At 62.3% G+C, this 16,738-nt stretch carries 20 protein-coding genes; 1 reads left to right on the top strand and 19 read right to left on the bottom strand.

Annotated elements, in window-relative coordinates:
- A complete protein-coding gene (yfcE, locus tag AAAX77_RS02375) occupies positions 1 to 549 on the bottom strand; it encodes a phosphodiesterase (RefSeq protein ID WP_349104615.1) in 549 nt (182 codons plus the stop codon).
- A gap of 60 nt (positions 550 to 609) precedes the next feature.
- Positions 610 to 1,095: a nickel insertion protein gene (larC, locus tag AAAX77_RS02370; protein WP_349104613.1), complete on the bottom strand. Its 486-nt coding sequence runs from the start codon at positions 1,093 to 1,095 to the stop codon at positions 610 to 612.
- A gap of 301 nt (positions 1,096 to 1,396) precedes the next feature.
- On the opposite strand from larC, the gene AAAX77_RS02365 reads away from it, so the two are divergent.
- The gene (locus AAAX77_RS02365) at positions 1,397 to 2,308 is read left to right on the top strand and encodes a PHP domain-containing protein (RefSeq protein ID WP_349104612.1); all 912 of its coding nucleotides are present in this window, start codon (positions 1,397 to 1,399) and stop codon (positions 2,306 to 2,308) included.
- 120 nt (positions 2,309 to 2,428) lie between these two features.
- Here AAAX77_RS02365 and hisE read toward each other — a convergent pair whose 3' ends face one another.
- The 17 genes from hisE to AAAX77_RS02280 form a co-directional block, all read right to left on the bottom strand.
- Positions 2,429 to 2,746 carry a phosphoribosyl-ATP diphosphatase gene (gene hisE, locus AAAX77_RS02360; protein WP_148332629.1) on the bottom strand — a complete coding sequence of 106 codons (318 nt, stop codon included), beginning with the start codon at positions 2,744 to 2,746 and terminating at the stop codon, positions 2,429 to 2,431.
- A gap of 46 nt (positions 2,747 to 2,792) precedes the next feature.
- Positions 2,793 to 3,122, bottom strand: coding sequence for a phosphoribosyl-AMP cyclohydrolase (gene hisI, locus AAAX77_RS02355; RefSeq protein WP_195240749.1), 330 nt, complete (start codon positions 3,120 to 3,122; stop codon positions 2,793 to 2,795).
- A complete protein-coding gene (gene hisF, locus AAAX77_RS02350; protein ID WP_117654877.1) occupies positions 3,123 to 3,905 on the bottom strand; it encodes an imidazole glycerol phosphate synthase subunit HisF in 783 nt (260 codons plus the stop codon).
- Between the two features lie 3 nt (positions 3,906 to 3,908).
- On the bottom strand, positions 3,909 to 4,652 hold the full coding sequence (locus AAAX77_RS02345; protein ID WP_349104610.1) for a HisA/HisF-related TIM barrel protein: 744 nt from the start codon (positions 4,650 to 4,652) through the stop codon (positions 3,909 to 3,911).
- Positions 4,649 to 5,350 (bottom strand): imidazole glycerol phosphate synthase subunit HisH, encoded by a 702-nt coding sequence (locus AAAX77_RS02340; protein WP_349104608.1) that lies wholly within the window; start codon positions 5,348 to 5,350, stop codon positions 4,649 to 4,651. Before AAAX77_RS02340 ends, AAAX77_RS02345 begins: the two co-directional genes overlap by 4 nt.
- A gap of 45 nt (positions 5,351 to 5,395) precedes the next feature.
- On the bottom strand, positions 5,396 to 5,983 hold the full coding sequence (gene hisB, locus AAAX77_RS02335) for an imidazoleglycerol-phosphate dehydratase HisB (RefSeq protein WP_349104606.1): 588 nt from the start codon (positions 5,981 to 5,983) through the stop codon (positions 5,396 to 5,398).
- Positions 5,984 to 7,099, bottom strand: coding sequence for a histidinol-phosphate transaminase (hisC, locus tag AAAX77_RS02330; protein ID WP_349104604.1), 1,116 nt, complete (start codon positions 7,097 to 7,099; stop codon positions 5,984 to 5,986).
- Position 7,100: 1 nt separating this feature from the next.
- Positions 7,101 to 8,537, bottom strand: coding sequence for a histidinol dehydrogenase (gene hisD, locus AAAX77_RS02325; protein WP_349104603.1), 1,437 nt, complete (start codon positions 8,535 to 8,537; stop codon positions 7,101 to 7,103).
- 105 nt (positions 8,538 to 8,642) lie between these two features.
- Entirely contained in the window at positions 8,643 to 10,358 is a 1,716-nt protein-coding gene (gene hisG / locus AAAX77_RS02320) for an ATP phosphoribosyltransferase (protein ID WP_349104601.1), read from the bottom strand.
- Positions 10,359 to 10,527: 169 nt separating this feature from the next.
- On the bottom strand, positions 10,528 to 11,364 hold the full coding sequence (locus AAAX77_RS02315) for a sugar phosphate isomerase/epimerase (protein WP_349104599.1): 837 nt from the start codon (positions 11,362 to 11,364) through the stop codon (positions 10,528 to 10,530).
- A gap of 83 nt (positions 11,365 to 11,447) precedes the next feature.
- A complete protein-coding gene (locus tag AAAX77_RS02310; RefSeq protein WP_117564887.1) occupies positions 11,448 to 12,284 on the bottom strand; it encodes a PTS system mannose/fructose/sorbose family transporter subunit IID in 837 nt (278 codons plus the stop codon).
- A complete protein-coding gene (locus AAAX77_RS02305) occupies positions 12,274 to 13,065 on the bottom strand; it encodes a PTS sugar transporter subunit IIC (protein ID WP_117564886.1) in 792 nt (263 codons plus the stop codon). Before AAAX77_RS02305 ends, AAAX77_RS02310 begins: the two co-directional genes overlap by 11 nt.
- Before the next feature lie 8 nt (positions 13,066 to 13,073).
- A complete protein-coding gene (locus AAAX77_RS02300; protein ID WP_117743677.1) occupies positions 13,074 to 13,544 on the bottom strand; it encodes a PTS sugar transporter subunit IIB in 471 nt (156 codons plus the stop codon).
- 17 nt (positions 13,545 to 13,561) lie between these two features.
- A complete protein-coding gene (locus tag AAAX77_RS02295) occupies positions 13,562 to 13,978 on the bottom strand; it encodes a PTS fructose transporter subunit IIA (protein ID WP_349104596.1) in 417 nt (138 codons plus the stop codon).
- 94 nt (positions 13,979 to 14,072) lie between these two features.
- Positions 14,073 to 15,134: an SIS domain-containing protein gene (locus AAAX77_RS02290; RefSeq protein WP_349104595.1), complete on the bottom strand. Its 1,062-nt coding sequence runs from the start codon at positions 15,132 to 15,134 to the stop codon at positions 14,073 to 14,075.
- A 170-nt stretch (positions 15,135 to 15,304) separates the two neighbouring features.
- Positions 15,305 to 16,519: an MFS transporter gene (locus AAAX77_RS02285; RefSeq protein WP_349104593.1), complete on the bottom strand. Its 1,215-nt coding sequence runs from the start codon at positions 16,517 to 16,519 to the stop codon at positions 15,305 to 15,307.
- Between the two features lie 91 nt (positions 16,520 to 16,610).
- Positions 16,611 to 16,727 carry a PTS system mannose/fructose/sorbose family transporter subunit IID gene (locus AAAX77_RS02280; RefSeq protein WP_349104723.1) on the bottom strand — a complete coding sequence of 39 codons (117 nt, stop codon included), beginning with the start codon at positions 16,725 to 16,727 and terminating at the stop codon, positions 16,611 to 16,613.
- Positions 16,728 to 16,738 lie beyond the last annotated feature (11 nt).

The raw sequence follows: 16,738 nt of genomic DNA, 5'->3' as shown, positions 1-16,738 counted from the left end.
CTAGTCCTCCTCCATGATCACGTGGCGGAACGCGCCGCCCTCGTAGATGCCGTAGCTGTGCGTACCGTCCTTGGGGATGCTCACGCTGCCGGGGTTGAAGAGCCACAGACCAGGATGCTCCTCGCTCGCTTCGTTGACCTTGATGTGCGTGTGACCGTAGACGAGCGCGGAGCCCTCGGGCAGCGCGGGCGCGTGGTCGACGCTGTTGTGCATGCCGGCGCCAAAGACATGGCCGTGCGTCAGGAACAGCTCGCGGCCGGTCTCGTCAAACAGCGTGGCGTAGTCGGCCATGACGGGGAAGTCGAGGACCATCTGGTCGACCTCGGCGTCGCAGTTGCCGCGCACCGCGATGATGCGGTCGGCTAGGGCGTTGAGCAGCGGAATCACGCGCTTGGGAGCATAGTCGCGCGGCAGGTCGTTGCGCGGACCGTGATAAAGCTGGTCGCCCAGCAGGACGATGCGGTCGGGCTGCTCGGACTCAATGGCGGCGCAAAGGCGTTCGGTCCAGTATGCCGAGCCGTGGATGTCGGAAGCGATGAGGTATTTCATGGGGAGATCCTTTCGAATGGGGTTGATATGGCTGGGCGCAGGATGTCGCCACCAGCCGCGTTATTCAAATCGCAGTGCCGCGGCTTGTGCCGTCTGCATCACGCGCTGGAGCGGCACGTTATGCTCGCGAGCGAGACGGGCGCAGTCCTCGTACTCGGGCGCTGCGCGCTCGCTGCCGTCGGGCAGGGTTGCCACCTTGACGGACACCTCGCCCCATAGCGTCGTTACGCGCTCAAAGCGGCGTGGCAGGCAAACGCGCTCCATGACCTGGCGACGAATGCCGTTGGTCGTGGTTTCCAAAAAGATAATCGTCTGCAGGCGCTCGATATCCTCGTGAGCACAGATTACCTGTAGCTGCCAACTGGGACGGCCTTTCTTGCAATAGAGGGGCAGCCAATGCACCTCGCGCGCACCCGCCTCGCGCAGGCGGTCGGCAGCGTAGGCGAGCACCTCGGGCGACGCGTCGTCGATGTCGCATTCCAGCTTGACGATAGTCTCGGGCGCATCGGTCTCGCGGGACAGCGGGGATTTGCTATCGCATGGCATACGGTCCGGATCCTTTCCGCACGGGCTCGTTTTGTTCACTCAAACGCTAGCACATCGGACGTGGCACAGGCGTGACTTTCGTCCGTCGCCGCCCTCGCTCCTATCCAAACATGTACATCAGCCTCCAAACATGTCATTTTCTGCAGCTTTTGGAGGCTGATGTACATGTTTTGAGAGCGCAAGCGAGGCCGCACCGCGCGTCGCGCAGCCTTTCCAATCGATTTCGACCCCCGGCGTGTCCGGCGTGTTGAGAGCTGCGCCATTACAATGGAGCGGATTCGCTTGACACAAAGGAGCTGCCATGTCTGTCTGCCCGCTGGTCGATTGCCATACCCACACCTCGTTTTCGGACGGACATGCCTCGTTTGAGGACAACGTTCGCGCCGCTACTGCGGCCGGCTGCCGCGTCATGGTCTCGACCGACCATCTCACCCTGCCCGCCAGCATGGATGCCAACTGCGAAGTGCAGGTTACTGAGGGCGACTTGCCGGCACATCGTCTGGCCTTTGAGGACGCCCGCAAACTCGCCGCGCAGATTGCGCCGGAGCTCACCTTTATCTACGGTTTTGAATGCGATTGGTACGAGGGCTGCGAGCCTTTGGTTGAGCGCTGGTCCCAAGGCGCTGTCATACGCCTGGGCAGCGTACATTGGATTGGCAACCCAGGCGATATCATGGCCGGTGCCGCAGGTACGGCGGGAACGGAAAACGTCGCTCGTCCCGATACACCCGATTCCCTTTGCGGTTGGATCGACGACGACACCAACCTGCACGTTTGGGAAAACCTGGGGGTACGCGGCGTGTGGGAGCGCTACGTCGACGACTGGTGCCGCGCCTGCGAAAGCCCGCTCAACTTTGACGTGATGGCTCATCCCGACCTGATCATGCGCTTTTCGAAGGAAGGCTTTGCGCCCGATTTTGATCCCGCGCCGTTCTGGGAGCAGATGGCCGAATGCGCCCACGATACGGGCCGCCGCATTGAGGTCTCGACCGCCGCACCGCGCAGGGGCCTCGACGACTATTACCCCTCGAAGGGGTTGTTGCGTTGCTTCGCCCACGCCGAGGTACCCATCACCTTTGGCTCGGACGCGCACCGCGCCTGCGACATCTGCTGGAATATCCGCGAGGCACAAGCCCACGCCTACGACTGCGGCTACCGAACCTACGATATCCCCCACCCCACCGGCGAATGGGAATCCACACCCCTCGACTAGCCATCCCTTCATAAGTTGCGGTGGAATAGGGATTGTTTTGCCTGATGAAGCGCTTAAACAGTCCCTATTTCACCGCAACTTCCATGACCCCGTTACACCAACAAAGACTGTCCCAAACGACTAGTGGCGGCGGGCGTTGAGTTCGCCGGCAAGCTCGTCGAGGGTGATACCGTAGCGCTCGAGCGTCACGAGCAGGTGGTAGACCAGGTCGCCGGCCTCGTAGCGGATGTGATCGTGATCGTTATCCTTGCAGGCCATGATCACCTCGCTCGACTCCTCGGCAAGCTTCTTGAGCAGCTCATCCTCGACGTCGGTCAGCAGACGCGCGGTGTAGCTCTCCTGCGGCGATGCATCACGACGACCGTGAATCACCTCGGCCAGACCTGTCAGCGTCTCACCGATATTTCCATCCTGAACGTTTGCGGTGCGCACACCCATAGTTCAATCCTTTCTGGTTGGCCAAGCGCCTAGTCGAGCGCCCGTCCTACGCGAGTTTCTTAAAGAAGCAGGTACGGTTGCCGGTGTGGCAGGCCGGACCCGGCGAGTCAACCTTGACCAGCAGCGTATCGCTATCGCAGTCGGCCCAGAGCTCCTTGACCGCTTGCATATTGCCGCTCGTCGCGCCCTTGTTCCAGAGCTCCTGGCGACTGCGGCTCCAAAACCACGTGGTGCCGGTCTTGAGCGTCAACCCCACCGACTCCTCGTTCATCCAGGCAACCATAAGCACCTCGCCGGTGTCATACTGCTGAACCACACAAGGAATCAGCCCCTTGGCGTCGTATTTGAGCTCGGACGCAGTTGTCACTTGCTCCATTTAAAAATCCAATCTCACGGGGATGCCTTGACTGGCCATATACTCCTTCACCTGGCGAATGCTGAAGGTTCCAAAGTGAAAGACGCTCGCCGCCAGCACGGCGTCGGCCTCGCCCTCGATCACACCCTCGGCAAAATGCTCGAGCGTACCCACGCCGCCGCTCGCGATGACGGGGATTGGCACCGCGCGCGCCACGGCGCGGGTGAGCGCCAAATCGAAGCCGGCCTTGGTGCCGTCGCGGTCCATGCTGGTCAGTAGGATTTCGCCGGCGCCACGACGAGCCGCCTCCTCGGCCCACGCCACCGCATCGATACCCGTAGCGTTGCGGCCGCCCGCCGTAAAAACCTCCCACTTATCGGCACCCGGCTCCCCAGGCAGCCCCACGCGCTTGGCATCGATCGCCACGACCACGGCCTGGCTACCAAACGCCGCGGCAGCCTGGCTGATCAGCGACGGGTCACGCACGGCGGCAGAGTTGAGCGACACCTTGTCGGCACCGGCGGCAACCATGGTCCGCATGCCCGCCAAGTCGCGAAAACCGCCGCCCACGGTATAAGGAATAGCGAGCTCCTCGGCCGCATGCGCCGCCATCTCGATAGTCGTCGCACGGTTGTCGCTCGTGGCGGTAATGTCCAGGAAGACGACCTCGTCCGCACCCTCGCGGTCGTAGGCACGCGCCAGCTCCACCGGATCGCCCGCATCGCGTAAGCTCACAAAGTTGACGCCCTTGACCACACGGCCGTCCTTGACGTCCAGGCAGGGAATCACGCGCTTGGTAAGCATGGGCTACTCCTCCCCTCGGACGGCGGCCAGCGCCTGGGCCAGCGTAAAGTTGCCCTCATAGAGCGCGCGGCCGGTAATGGCGCCTTCAATCGCGCCCTCACCCACCGCGGCAAGCGCGCGGATATCGTCGAGTGTCGAGATGCCGCCCGAAGCCACGACGGGAAAGCCCGCGACCTCGGCCACATGGCGATACGCCGCCACATCGATGCCCGTCTGCATGCCATCGCGCGCGATGTCGGTATACACCAGATGCTTAAAGCCCAGCTCGGTAAGCTGCGCCACGGCATCGTCGAGCACCACGCCCGCGCCGTCGCGCCAGCCGTTCACCTTAACCTGGCCGTCGCGCGCGGCAATGTCGGCGACCAGCAGCTCGCCAAAGCCTTGGGCTGCCACCTCGGCAAAACCTGGCTCGGTCACCAGCACGGTGCCCAGCGCAATGCGGCGAGCACCATAGCCGGCCAGCTCGTCGATGCGTGCGAGCGAGCGAACGCCGCCGCCCACGTCCACGGACAGACCGTCGACGCCGCAGATGGCCTTAATCGCCGCCGAGTTGGCAGCGCATGTGTCCTCGTCCTCGCCAAAGGCAGCGGATAGGTCGACGACATGCACCCAGCTTGCGCCCTGCTCGGCAAACGAGCGGGCAACGGCCACGGGGTCGTCGGAATATACCTTGCAGCGGCTGCGGTCGCCGCGCTCTAGGCGTACAACCTTGCCGCCGATCAGATCGATTGCGGGAAACAGGATCATCGGCCGGCCTCCTCGACGATGTTGACGAAGTTCTTAAGGATGCGCTGACCCAGCGCGGAGGATTTCTCGGGATGGAACTGGCAGCCCCACACGTTGCCGTGACGCACGATGCACGGGAAGCTCCGCGTATAGTGCGTGCGCGCCAGCACATCGGCGGCATCGGCGTCGTCGGCCACTGCGTAGCTGTGGGTGAAGTACATGTTGGCACCCTCGGCAAAACCGGCGAGCAGCGGGTCGACAGCACCGGTGGGCGTCATGTGCACCTGATCCCAGCCCACGTGCGGCACCTTCAGGCGGCTCGACTCCAGGCGCGTGCACGAGCCGCGCATAATACCCAGGCCATTGACCCAGGGACCGCCAGCCTGCTCGGGAGCGTTTCCGTCCGCAACCGCGCCCTCGTCCGCCGGCACGCCCTCGTTGCCGCGCTCAAAAAATAGCTGAAGGCCCAGGCAGATGCCGAGCAGCGGAGTTCCAGCGGCGGCGGCATCGAGCACGGCCGTCTCCTCGCCGCTCTGGCGCATAAAGGCAATCGCGTCATAGAACGCGCCCACGCCCGGAATGACCAGGCCGTCGGCGATGCGGATCTGCTCCGGATTGTCCGACGTGCAGGCGGCGGCACCGGCGCGTGCAAGCCCGCGCACGACGCTCGACAAGTTGCCCTTGTGATAGTCGACCACCACGATCTTCGGTTCGCCCACGCGACCCTCCCTTTTCCCATTCAAAACCTGCCAAAAAGGGGCAGGTTACAGTGAGCCCTTGGTGCTGGGGATGCCCTGCACGCGGGGATCGAGCTCGCAGGCGTGGCGCATCGTGCGGCCCACGGCCTTAAAGGCGGCCTCGATAATGTGATGCGAGTTGTCACCCGCCAGTTCGCGCACGTGCAGCGTGAGCTTGGCATCGCGTGCGAAGGCATAGAAGAATTCAACGGCCAGCTCGGTATCGAAGCTGCCCACGCGCTCGGTCGGCACGGGCAGCTCGCAGTAGGCCTGGCCGCGACCCGAAATGTCCACGGCAGCCATCACGAGTGTCTCGTCCATGGCGATCGCTGCATCGGCAAAGCGTGTAATGCCCGCCTTGTCGCCCAGCGCCTTGCAAAATGCCTCGCCCAGCACAATGCCCGTGTCCTCGACGGTATGGTGCGCGTCGACCTCAACGTCACCTACCGCATGCACCGTCAAATCAAACAGGCCATGGCGACCAAAGGCGTTGAGCATGTGGTCGAAAAACGGCACGCCCGTCGAGATATCGCACACGCCGCTTCCGTCCAGGTCGAGCTTGACGACAATGTCGGTCTCACCCGTCTTGCGGGTCACCTCGGCATAACGGCCCATCTACATCTCCTCCTTCACCAGCGCGGCAAACGCAGCCAGTACCTCATCGTTTTCCTGCGGCATGCCCACGGTAATGCGCAGGCAGTCCGCAAGGCCCGGCGCGTAGCTAAAGTCGCGCACCAAAATCGAATACTCGTCGCGCAGGCGCTCGCGCACGCGCGTGGCATGCGGCGTGCGCACGAGCACAAAGTTCGCCGCGCTCGGCCATGCCTCCACAGGCAGGCCCTCGGCAACCATTGCGCGCAGGGCGCACAGCTCGCGCTCGCGCTCGGATGCGACCTGTGCCACCACGGGCGCGTACGCATCGCGGGCACGCACGCAGGCAAGCGCCGCCGCCTGACTCAGCACGTTGACCGAATAGATCTGGCGAATCGCCGCGAACACCTCGATAACCTCGGGCGCCGCGATCACGTAACCCAGACGCGTACCGGCGGCGCCAAACGCCTTGGACAGCGTGTGCAGAATCACCAGGTTGGAATGCTCGGCGATAAGTCCCTGCGCCGTGGTGGCCGCGCCAAACGAATCGTCGGCAAACTCAACGTAGGCCTCGTCGACCATTACCATGCCGGGGCACGCATCGCACAGGTCCGCGACAAAGTCGAGCGGCGCCACATCACCCGTGGGATTGTTGGGCGAGGTCACGATTGCCAGGTTGCACTCGGGCGCCGCCGCAAGCACGGCTGCCTGGTCGAGCTCAAAGGTCGCGGGGTCGCGCCACGCGTCGCGCACTTCGGTCTGGCAGAGCGACGCAAAGAACGCGTACTCGCTAAAGCACGGCGGGCAGTTGAGCAGGGTCCGTCCCGCGCCGCCAAACGCCAGCAGGTAGTTATAGAGCAGCTCGTCGCCGCCGTTGCCCACGCAGATGTTCTCGCGCGCCACACCATGCCAAGCGGCAAGCTCGTCGCGCAGATCGTTGGACATGGGATCGGGATAGCGGTTGAGCGGTGTAGCAGCCAGGGCGGCGTCGACCGCCTCGCGCACGCCAGCCGGCACGGGATAGGTGTTCTCGTTGGCCGAAAGGTTGATGCGCGTGGGCGTAAAATTGGGGTCGTAGGGCTCAATGCCGGCCAAGTAGGGCTGGACGAGCTCCTTCATACGGGGCGTCAGCTCGGCCATATTAGGCCTCCTTGCCGGTCGGGCCAACGCCATCCGCGCTCACAGCCGCCAGGTCAACGCCCTCGGCAACCGTCGCCACGGCGTCGCCCGGCCAGGCAACCTTGGTCAGGTCGGCCGCGGCGAGCAACTCGGCGCTCACGGCATCCTCGCCCTGCTCCAACACACGGCGACGCAGAGCGGCGGAAAGCGCGTGTGCCCACAGGCCCTCGGCCTCGGCCAGGCGCTGCGTAGCGGGAGCGTCGGAGAGCAGGCCCTCGGGCGTATAGCAGATAACGCTCGAGCGCTTGACGAACTCTTCGACCGAAAGCGGGTTGGAGAACATGGCCGTGCCACCGGTCGGCAGCGTGTGGTTGGGGCCGGCGACGTAATCGCCGAGCGGCTCGGAGCTCCAAGCGCCCACAAAGATGGCGCCGGCGTTGCGAATACCGCCGAGCAGACCCATCGCGTCCTTGCAGTGCAGCTCAAGGTGCTCGGGCGCCACGGTGTTCACGGCCTCGACAGCGGCAGCCATGTCGGCGACCACTACGATGGTGCCCTCGTTATCGAGCGAGGCACGCGTGATCTCGGCACGCGGCGACTGCGCCACCAGGATGTCGATACCCGCCTCGACCTCGCGCGCAAACTGCTCGTCGCAGGTCACCAGATAGCAGGCTGCCAGCGGATCGTGCTCGGCCTGAGCCATCAGGTCGGCCGCGACCACCATGGGCTTGGCCGTAGCATCGGCCAGCACGCAGACCTCGGACGGGCCGGCGACCATGTCGATGCCCACGTCGCCGGAGACGATCTGCTTGGCAGCGGCAACAAAAGCGTTGCCCGGACCGGTGATTTTGTCGACGCGCGGAATGGTCTCGGTACCGTACGCCAGCGCGGCCACGGCCTGAGCGCCGCCCACCATATAGATCTCATCCACGCCGCCGAGCTTTGCCGCGGCGAGCGTGTAGGGGCTGATCAGGCCGTCCTTTTGCGGCGGCGTCACCATGACCACGCGCTTGACGCCGGCCACCTTGGCGGGAATGGCATTCATGAGCACCGTGGAAGGATACTGCGCGCGACCGCCCGGCACATAGATGCCGGCCGCCGCAAGCGGGGTCACCTTAACGCCGAGCATCGTGCCGTCCGCACGCGTGGTAAACCAGCTCTGCTCGACCTCGCGCTGGTGGAACTCACGAATCTGGCGTGCAGCCTTCTCGAGCGCCGCGACAAAAGCGGGATCGAGGCCTTCGAGCGCGGCATCGATCTGCTCCTGCGGCAGACGGAAGCTCTGCAGCTCGACACCGTCAAAACGCTGACAGTAATCGCGCACCGCGGCATCGCCGTTGGCACGCACGTTGGCCACGATATCGCGAGCGGCGTCGACGATGTTTTGCGGCAGCACGCCCTTACGGTTGAGCTGGTTGGTAACGAGGCGCTCACCGGGAGCAAGCTTGATGGTCTTCATATCGGTATCCCCTATCGGTCGAGGTTGTGTTCGAAAAACGAGAGGCCGGGCGGCAGCGCCAATCGGCCCGCAGCCCAGACGTTGGGACGCCCGTGCGTGCTCGCGCTATTGTGCCGAGCCCGCAACGGGCTCAAAATGCTTGTCCTTCACGGCAGCCGCCAGGCGATCGGCCAGGTTGCGCACACGCGGATCCAGGCGCGCGGCACCCGGATTGACAAAGAAGCGGGCCGTGCAGTCCATGATGCGGCCGGTGATGACCAGGTCGTTGTCGCGCAGCGTGGCGCCCGTGGCGGTAATGTCCACGATGCGGTCGGTCATGCCGACAATGGGACCCAGCTCGATGTTACCGTGAAGCGAAACGATATCGGCGTTCACGCCGCGCTCGGCATACCAGGCACTCGCGATGCGCGGGTACTTGGTTGCCACGCGAAGCGACCCACGGCGGGCATAGTTGCGCTCGGCCTGACCGGCGCGCCACGCGGGCTCCGCCTCGATAAACGTGCACAGACCGTAGCCCAGATCGACCAGCTGCAGTAGGTTGAGGTCTGCTTCGATAAGCGAGTCCCAACCACAGACGCCGCAGTCGGCACCGCCACAGCCCACAAAAGCGGGCGCGTCGCTGGGACGCACGATGACAAATTCGATATCGCCGACCGCACCCTCACCGGCACGCGTGTCGCGGCCGCGCACGATCAGGTGACGGCCGGGGTCACGCAGCTCGGAGACGTCCAGGCCCGCGGCCTCGAGCACGTCGAGCGTGTCGGCCTTAAGCGAGCCCTTGGGCACAGCGATGCGCAGCGGGCCCTCGGCGCCACGGCCCGCGGCGTGATCGCCGTCGGAAGCGGCATCCTCGGCCGAGGTGCGCGCGGCCTCCAGACGCTCGAGCGAAAAGGCGAAACCCGCCGCCGGCACCTCGATGCCGTTGCCAAATGCGCCGGTAAAGATGGAGTCATAGCGTCCGCCCGAACCGACCGGATCGGGCAGGCCACCGGCATAGGCCTTAAAGACCAGGCCCGTGTAGTAATCAAACGAGTTCATGATGGAAAAGTCGAAGGACAGTACCTGGGAGTCCTCGGGAGCCAGGCCCTCGACCAGGGCACGCAGCTCGCGCGTGAGCGGCGCGACAATGCCCGCCGCCGCCAGCAGCGCGTCGACGCGGTCGAGCACCTCGGCACCACCGTGCAGGCGCGGCAGCTCGCTAATGGCGACCTTAACGGCCTCGGGCTCAGCACTTGCCGCCACGCGGGCATCGAGGCCCACAAAGTCGTTGGCGTGCACGCAGCGCAGGGCCTCAGCGGCCAGCTCGCGATCCTCGCACGCCGCGAGCAGTTCCTTAAACGGACGCACGCTGCCCGCGATAATGCGCGCACCGGGAAGTGCCAGCTTGCGCACGGCCTCGGCCACCAGTGAGACAATCTCGACATCGCCCGCGGTGTCGCCCGCGCCGATGAGCTCAAAACCCAGTTGCGTAAACTGACGCGAGCCGCCGGCATTGCGCTGACACTCGCGGACCACCGGCGCCTCGTAGCGCAGGCGCAGCGGCAGATCGGCCGCGCGCATGCGAGTCGAAACCAGGCGAACGATCGGCAGTGTGTTGTCGGGACGGACCACCAGCAGGCGACCGTCGTCATCAAAGAGCTTAAACGGCGTGTCCGCAATGCGGCCGCCCTCCTCGAGCGAGCCCTTGTCCTCGAGCAGCGGCGTCTCGACCGGAAGGTAATGATGCTCCCTAAAGCAGCCCTTCACCGTCAGCGCAATCTCCTCGCGCGCCTGAGCCTCCTCGGGCAATATGTCCCGGAATCCCCACGGTGTGGCCGTCATCTGGTGAACCTCCTCATGCTGCGTTTCATATAGAACAGAAGACCGGCATAGCTCCGCCGGTCTTCTGGGTACTTTAGCATACTAGAGTGCTTGCGGGGAAAATCCGTCGCAGCCGCTCACACCGTATTCATTTGGAAACATAGGGTAGGTTGCCGCAACCCAACCCCACCTAGGCGCCAATCGCACGACGATACTCTGCCATTACCTGTGCATCGGCAGCTGCGGGGTCGGCAAAATAGCGCCAGTCATACGTCTCGGCCGAAACAACTCCGCGATAGCCGCGTGCCACCAGCCTATCCAGGTCGGCGCGCATATCGCGGTCGCCGTCACCCCAGGCAAGATGCGTCGTGCCGTCTGCCGCAACATCGACAAAATGCACGTGGGCGACATCTTCGCCAAGCAGATCGAAATAATCGTCGATGGTATCCCCCGCCACCGCCATAGCGCCCAAATCCAGACACGCCTTAAGTGCCGGATGATCAACCGCCTCGATCATGCGCTTCGTGTCGGCCGCCGAGTTCACGATCATCGACTCAACCGGCTGTAGGGCCTCGAGTACCAGTCGCACGCCGCGCTCTCCCGCATGCTCGGCAATCGCACGCAGCATCGAGGCGCTGCGACCCCACGCGTCCTCGATTGGCTCGTTCAAAAATGCCCAGCCGCTCGAGACCATGACCTGCTCGGCTCCAAGTTCCGCCGCGATATCCACAACGTTCTTAAAGTACGCGAGCGTGCGGGCACGCGCCTCATTCCCGCGCGCCGCGATATTCCACGGCTTGGGGTTGTTCTGTTCGGGACAAAGCCCCACAATCCGAACCCCATACCGCTGCGACAGCTTTCGCACCTGCTCGAGCGAATCGTATCCATGGCAATCGACATACAGATGCATCGCCCCGGTCCAAAGCTCGCAACACGTGTAGCCCGAGGCCGCTGCCGAAGAAAAGAATTCCTCAAGGTCAAAATAACGATGGCTGATATTCATGACGGCAAGCTGCGGATACTCCATCTTGTCCACCTTTCGGCAAAAGGGCGCCGCAGCACAGTGTGCGCGACGCCCCCTCTTACATTGTTCTCATTATGACGGATACTCTACTGGACACCAAGCACTCCAAAGAACGCGCCGGCGATACTCACGAGCAGGATCACGAGCATGATAAGCAGCGGATTCATCTTCTTCTTGAGCATGAGATAGACGATTCCAAACAGCCCCATCGTGACAAAGCCCGGGAAGATTCCGTTGAGCAGCTCGGCGAGCGTCTGAGCACCATCGCCCGCACCGACCATGAGTGGAATGTCCACGGTGACCATCTCCATGGTCATAGCACCGATCACCATGGCGCCCATGATGGAGGCCATCTTGACGATCGTGTCCATAATGCCCGATTCCTGGACCTTGCTGATCATGTCCGAGCCAAAGCGATATCCCACAAACGTCAGCAGGTAACGGATGATGTAGTGAGGGACGTTGAACACGAGCAGGAACAAAATCGGGCCAAGAATAGAGCCCTGCAGCGCCAGCGACGTGCCGACACCCGTTGCCAAAATTCGCAGCGTGCCCCAGTAGAAGGCATCGCCCACGCCGGACAGCGGTCCCATCAAAGCAAGCTTGACATTAGAGATCGCGCTCGTGTCAAAGCTATCGTCAGTAGCGTTGACCTCCTCCATTGCAGCGGCGATGGACATGGGGAGCGTCGAGATGTACGGCGTGACGTTATAGAGCTCCATATGGCGCTTAAGGGCGGCCTTAAAGTCCGCATCCTGCGGATACAGCTTGCGAAGGATCGGCATAAGGGCCCACATAAAACCGATATGGCCCATACGCTCGTAGTTCCAGGAATGCTCATAGGGAATCGAGCGCCAGAACAGCTTCTTAAGATCTGCGCGGGAAATCAGCCCGTCGTAAGAAGACTCAAACTTAAAACTCATCGAACCCACTCCCAATCGCAGGATCCTCGGTTGCCGCTGCGGGCTGCTCCGCTTTTTTCTTGTCACCCAAAACCGTCATCGCGACGACGATGATCGCGGCAAAGATCGCCACGCCCGTCGTGCTAATGCCAAAGTAGGCGACGAGGAAAAAGCCAGCGAAGAAGAACGGCGCCACAGTCTTGTTCATAATCATCTGAGCCAGCATCGCAAAGCCGAGTGCGGGCAAGAAGGCGGCGGCGACATCCATGCCGGTCTGAACGAAATCGGGGATGATGTTGAGCAGGCTGGCAACAGCATCGGCGCCAAAGAAGAATGCCAGGGGAATAATCAGCAGGCCGCACCAGCTCTGCGCGTAACCGGCGATGAGCATGTTGCGCGTGATGGCCTTGGTGTCTCCGTCCTCGACGTTCTTGTCGATACGGTGCACCAGCAGCAGCATCACCGGCTGGCCCAGGGCGGTATCGAGCGCCAGGACGATCGTTGCAATGGGAATGCCCAGGGTCAGGGCCGCCGAAGCGTCCGCGCCGGCCTGCATGGCAAGCGACACACCCAGAATGGTTCCGGAAATCGTATCGGGCGGGTTATACGCACCGACCGAGATGGCGCCGACCATGGCAAGCTCCATCGTGGCGCCCATGATCGTGCCGGTCACCATGTCGCCCATGACAAGGCCAACCAGAGGTCCGAGCACAATCGGGCGCTGGAGGTAGCTCGTGCCCGTCAGCCACTCGGAATAGCCCAAAAGGGCGATCAGGAAAATCAGGATTGTCTTGATAACCATGACAGCCCCTAACCGATGACCTTCGCGGCGTCAGTCTTCGCATCTGCCGGAATCATCTGAATGAACAGCTCGTAGCCTTCGCTGAGCAGCTCTTTGACGTATGCCTCGTTTTCGGGCGTAAGGAACACGCTCGTCGAGACCTGGCGGGCATCCTCGCTAAAGGCAACGTTGCCGAGGTTGATCTTCTTGACCCCCATCGCCTTGGCGACGGCACCGGCCTGCTGGATCGTCTCGCAAACCACGAAGAGCTTGTACTTGTCGGTCACACCGCTCTGGAGCGCCTTGACGGCGTCCTCGGTGTTTTTGACAACGACCTTGCAGCCCTCCGGCTTTGCAAGGGACAGGGCCTGCAGACGAAGCTTGTCATTGAGGACCGTGTCGCTCACCAGCAGGATGCAGTCGGCACCCAGAGCCGAGGTCCAGCTAACGGCAACCTGGCCGTGCAGCAGTCGATAGTCCACGCGAATCATCTGAATCATGATGTGCTCCCTAGTGGTTAAAACTCATCGAGTTCGGCCTGCCCCAGCAGGTCGTTGACGTACTTGACCTTGGTGTCGTCCGCCTCGACGATCTGGCGGATGGCCTCATCGATCGGGGTGGATTCGGGCACGAACAGCAGCTGAATAAGGAGCGGCAGGTTCATATTGGTCACGAGGTGCGTGTTGGGACGCGTCTGGACGATCTTGGTGAACTCGTTGTTGACGCTGCCGCCGAACAGGTCAGTGCACACGACAACTTCGTCGTCCGCAGCAAACCCATCGAGAATCGCTGCGGCCTCCTTGGTCAGGTCCTCGTTTCCGTCGACATACATAGAGAGCGCATGGACGCTTTCGCGCTCGCCGGAAAGCAGGCCGATGCTCTCGACGATTCCGGACGCAAAATGAGCATGGGACGCCACGATAAATTGCCTCATTCGATTCCCCTTTCTTGCGAATTTCGGCATAAAAATGCCCGGACGCATGCGCCCGGGCAGGGTGCTTCTTGATCAGTAGCTTATTTGTCACCGATTAGTAGTCGAACTGGTGATAGTAACGACGGTAGTTGAGGTTGTGCTTGGTGACCGTCTCGTAGTAAGCGGCAAGGCGATCGGTGATCAGCGAGGAGAGGATCCACGGAGACACGATGACGCGGAACTCGTCGTCAAGGCCGGGGATCGCGAACTCGGCGGTGTCGATGATGTTGATGTCGGTGTCGCCGGTCACGCCGCGGGTCAGGAAGGCGCGGACGCGCTCGTCGAGCTTGCGGTTCTCGTCCTCGCCCATGAACAGGAAGACCGGGACGCCGGGCTCCACGAGCTCGAGGGTGCCGTGGAAGAAGTCGGCCGAGGTGATGTAGCGGGTGCGCTTCCACTGCATCTCCTCGAGGATGCACATCGAGAACAGGATCGTCTCGCCCCACAGGGCGCCGGAGCCGATGAACATGGTGTAGGGGGCCAGGGCGTACTTCTTGGCGAGCTCCTCGGCGCGCGGCTCGAAGCTCTTGCGGATGTCGACCAGGTGGGTCCAAACATCCTTGGTCTGCTCAATAAACTTGTCGAACTTGGGGAAGCAGCCGCGGCGGTTGAGCAGGCGCAGGCCGAAGCAGTCGGCGAGGTAGTAGCCCATCTCGCAGCCGCCGTTACCGTGATCGGAAGCCATCTTGACGCAGTTCTCGGCGCCGACAGCCTGGCCGATGGGGCCCTCGGGCTTGGTCATGGCGTAGACGCGAATGCCCTTTTCCTTCATCTTCTTGACGGCCTCGAGGACCTCGGGGGTGGTGCCGGACTCGGAGGCGGTGATCACGACGGACTTCTCGGTCATGCGCTTGTGGCCCATGGCGTTCCACTCGGCGGCGTGGATCAGGTAGACCTCGAGGTCGCGGTCGCCGAACTTGTTCATGAGGTACTCGAGCTGCATGAGCTCGTCCCAGGTGCCGCCGACGCCCATCAGGAACACGGCGTCATAGCCCTCGTCGGCGACCTTGTCGGCGAGCGCGGTCATCTTCTTGCCGGTCTCGTAGAGCGCCTTACCGTCCTCGAGATAGCCCTCCTGGCTAAAGTGCATGATCTCGATCTTCTCGGTTTCCTTCATGGCTTTTCCTTTCTGTCCTGCACGCGAATCTATACATCGCGTTTCTTTTCGATACCAATTATAGACATACACCCAACGTGTTTTTAATACCACTTTTCAATCTGTTCCAATCCTCGGTGAACGGTCGAAATTCTCTGGTGAGTGGTATTAAATTAGAATTGAATGTATAGCTAACACCTCTGGCGCCTCCCCTGTGTGACAAAGAACAGCGTTCCTACCAGCGCAATAATGGTCGATGCCCCAAACAGCACCGCCTGGACGCCCAAAACCTCCGCCAAAAATGGAGCCGCCAGCAGCGGCAGCACGCCGGCGCTCATCAGGCCAAAACGCACAAAGCCGGTAATGCGCCCCAGGTATTTGATGTCGGCGCGCTCCTGAATCAAGATCATCTGCAGCGGTTCCAGGAATCCCCAGGCCAGACCGTTAATCGCCTGACCGATAATCGCGACCCCCAGCATATCGGTGCCCACGTACACCATGGACCCAATGCCCACGGCCATGAGCGCGCCGAGCAACAATCGCAGGTTGACATTGCGAGCAGAAAGCTTGGTCAGGATGAACGCGCCCACCGAGGAAGTGAGGCCCACGACCGAGGACAGCCAGCCCAGCCAGACGATATCCACGTTGAGCACATCGCGGTAGAACAACGACTCCAGCGAATCGAACGCGCCAAACGCAAAGAAACCCAAAAAGCCCGAGATAAAAATGAGGCGCAGATCGTGGTCGCGAAACGTAAGTCGCGCACCCTCGGCCATACCGCCCAGAATACCGCCCTTCGGCTTCTCCCCTTTTGCGGGAGCAACACACTCGTGACAGCCCAAGGAGAGCACGGCCGCCACACCCATCATGCCCGCCATGAGCAGATAGACCGATTGCGTGGCAAAACAGCTCACGATGGCACCACCAAGCAGCGGGCCAGCGGTATAAGCGATATTGCTGTAGAACACCATGAGGCCGTTCACGCGGGTACGGCCCTCGGTGGTCGACTCCAGGTATCCCGGAAACGCATGCGTGCAGGTGTTGATAAAGCCGCCCGCAAGTCCCAAGACGCACGCGGCAAACACAAGCCCGGGGACAGACAACGGCGCTAACCCCACGCCAAGCGATAGCACTGCCGTAATCACGCACGTCACAAACGACGTCCGGCGCGGTCCAAAGCGATCGATGACCGAGCCCGACACCATATTGCCCACCGACGTCATAAGATTGCGCGCGAGCGTAATGGCGGCAACCAAAAAGGCCGTGCCGGCCAGATCATACGTGGCCGCACCGATAAGCCCCAAAAAGTAGACCGCGTTGTTGGCGCACCACTGCAGGGACTCAATAAGAATCAGCCTGACCTCTGCCGGCGTCAGGCGCATTGCTTCGCGACCCTTCGCGAACATACGAACTCCTTCTATACAAAAAGGGGATGGAGAGCATAGGCCTGCTCCATCCCCTTTCCAGGTTGCAACGAAAATCTATGCAGCCGGGCCCTTACGCCAGCACGCCGAAGAACGCGCCGATGATGCCCACGACCATGGTGGCCACGATCAGCACCATGGGGTTGATCTTCTTGGACAGCAGCCAGTAGTACAGCCAGAAGGCGATCATGCCGAGCATGC

Source organism: Collinsella sp. CLA-ER-H6, from assembly GCF_040092305.1.
Lineage (GTDB): Bacteria > Actinomycetota > Coriobacteriia > Coriobacteriales > Coriobacteriaceae > Collinsella.
The sequence above is the reverse complement of the archived record's forward strand: the minus strand, read 5'-3'. Positions and strand labels throughout refer to the sequence as shown.

Excerpts from the sequence above, each read along its gene's own strand:
- yfcE (WP_349104615.1), bottom strand. The coding sequence starts at position 549 with ATGAAATACCTCATCGCTTCCGACATCCACGGCTCGGCATACTGGACC.
- larC (WP_349104613.1), bottom strand. The coding sequence starts at position 1,095 with ATGCCATGCGATAGCAAATCCCCGCTGTCCCGCGAGACCGATGCGCCC.
- AAAX77_RS02365 (WP_349104612.1), top strand. The coding sequence starts at position 1,397 with ATGTCTGTCTGCCCGCTGGTCGATTGCCATACCCACACCTCGTTTTCG.
- hisE (WP_148332629.1), bottom strand. The coding sequence starts at position 2,746 with ATGGGTGTGCGCACCGCAAACGTTCAGGATGGAAATATCGGTGAGACG.
- hisI (WP_195240749.1), bottom strand. The coding sequence starts at position 3,122 with ATGGAGCAAGTGACAACTGCGTCCGAGCTCAAATACGACGCCAAGGGG.
- hisF (WP_117654877.1), bottom strand. The coding sequence starts at position 3,905 with ATGCTTACCAAGCGCGTGATTCCCTGCCTGGACGTCAAGGACGGCCGT.
- AAAX77_RS02345 (WP_349104610.1), bottom strand. The coding sequence starts at position 4,652 with ATGATCCTGTTTCCCGCAATCGATCTGATCGGCGGCAAGGTTGTACGC.
- hisB (WP_349104606.1), bottom strand. The coding sequence starts at position 5,983 with ATGGGCCGTTATGCCGAGGTGACCCGCAAGACGGGTGAGACCGACATT.
- hisC (WP_349104604.1), bottom strand. The coding sequence starts at position 7,099 with ATGGCCGAGCTGACGCCCCGTATGAAGGAGCTCGTCCAGCCCTACTTG.
- hisD (WP_349104603.1), bottom strand. The coding sequence starts at position 8,537 with ATGAAGACCATCAAGCTTGCTCCCGGTGAGCGCCTCGTTACCAACCAG.
- hisG (WP_349104601.1), bottom strand. The coding sequence starts at position 10,358 with ATGACGGCCACACCGTGGGGATTCCGGGACATATTGCCCGAGGAGGCT.
- AAAX77_RS02315 (WP_349104599.1), bottom strand. The coding sequence starts at position 11,364 with ATGGAGTATCCGCAGCTTGCCGTCATGAATATCAGCCATCGTTATTTT.
- AAAX77_RS02310 (WP_117564887.1), bottom strand. The coding sequence starts at position 12,284 with ATGAGTTTTAAGTTTGAGTCTTCTTACGACGGGCTGATTTCCCGCGCA.
- AAAX77_RS02305 (WP_117564886.1), bottom strand. The coding sequence starts at position 13,065 with ATGGTTATCAAGACAATCCTGATTTTCCTGATCGCCCTTTTGGGCTAT.
- AAAX77_RS02300 (WP_117743677.1), bottom strand. The coding sequence starts at position 13,544 with ATGATTCAGATGATTCGCGTGGACTATCGACTGCTGCACGGCCAGGTT.
- AAAX77_RS02295 (WP_349104596.1), bottom strand. The coding sequence starts at position 13,978 with ATGAGGCAATTTATCGTGGCGTCCCATGCTCATTTTGCGTCCGGAATC.
- AAAX77_RS02290 (WP_349104595.1), bottom strand. The coding sequence starts at position 15,134 with ATGAAGGAAACCGAGAAGATCGAGATCATGCACTTTAGCCAGGAGGGC.
- AAAX77_RS02285 (WP_349104593.1), bottom strand. The coding sequence starts at position 16,519 with ATGTTCGCGAAGGGTCGCGAAGCAATGCGCCTGACGCCGGCAGAGGTC.
- AAAX77_RS02280 (WP_349104723.1), bottom strand. The coding sequence starts at position 16,727 with ATGATCGCCTTCTGGCTGTACTACTGGCTGCTGTCCAAGAAGATCAAC.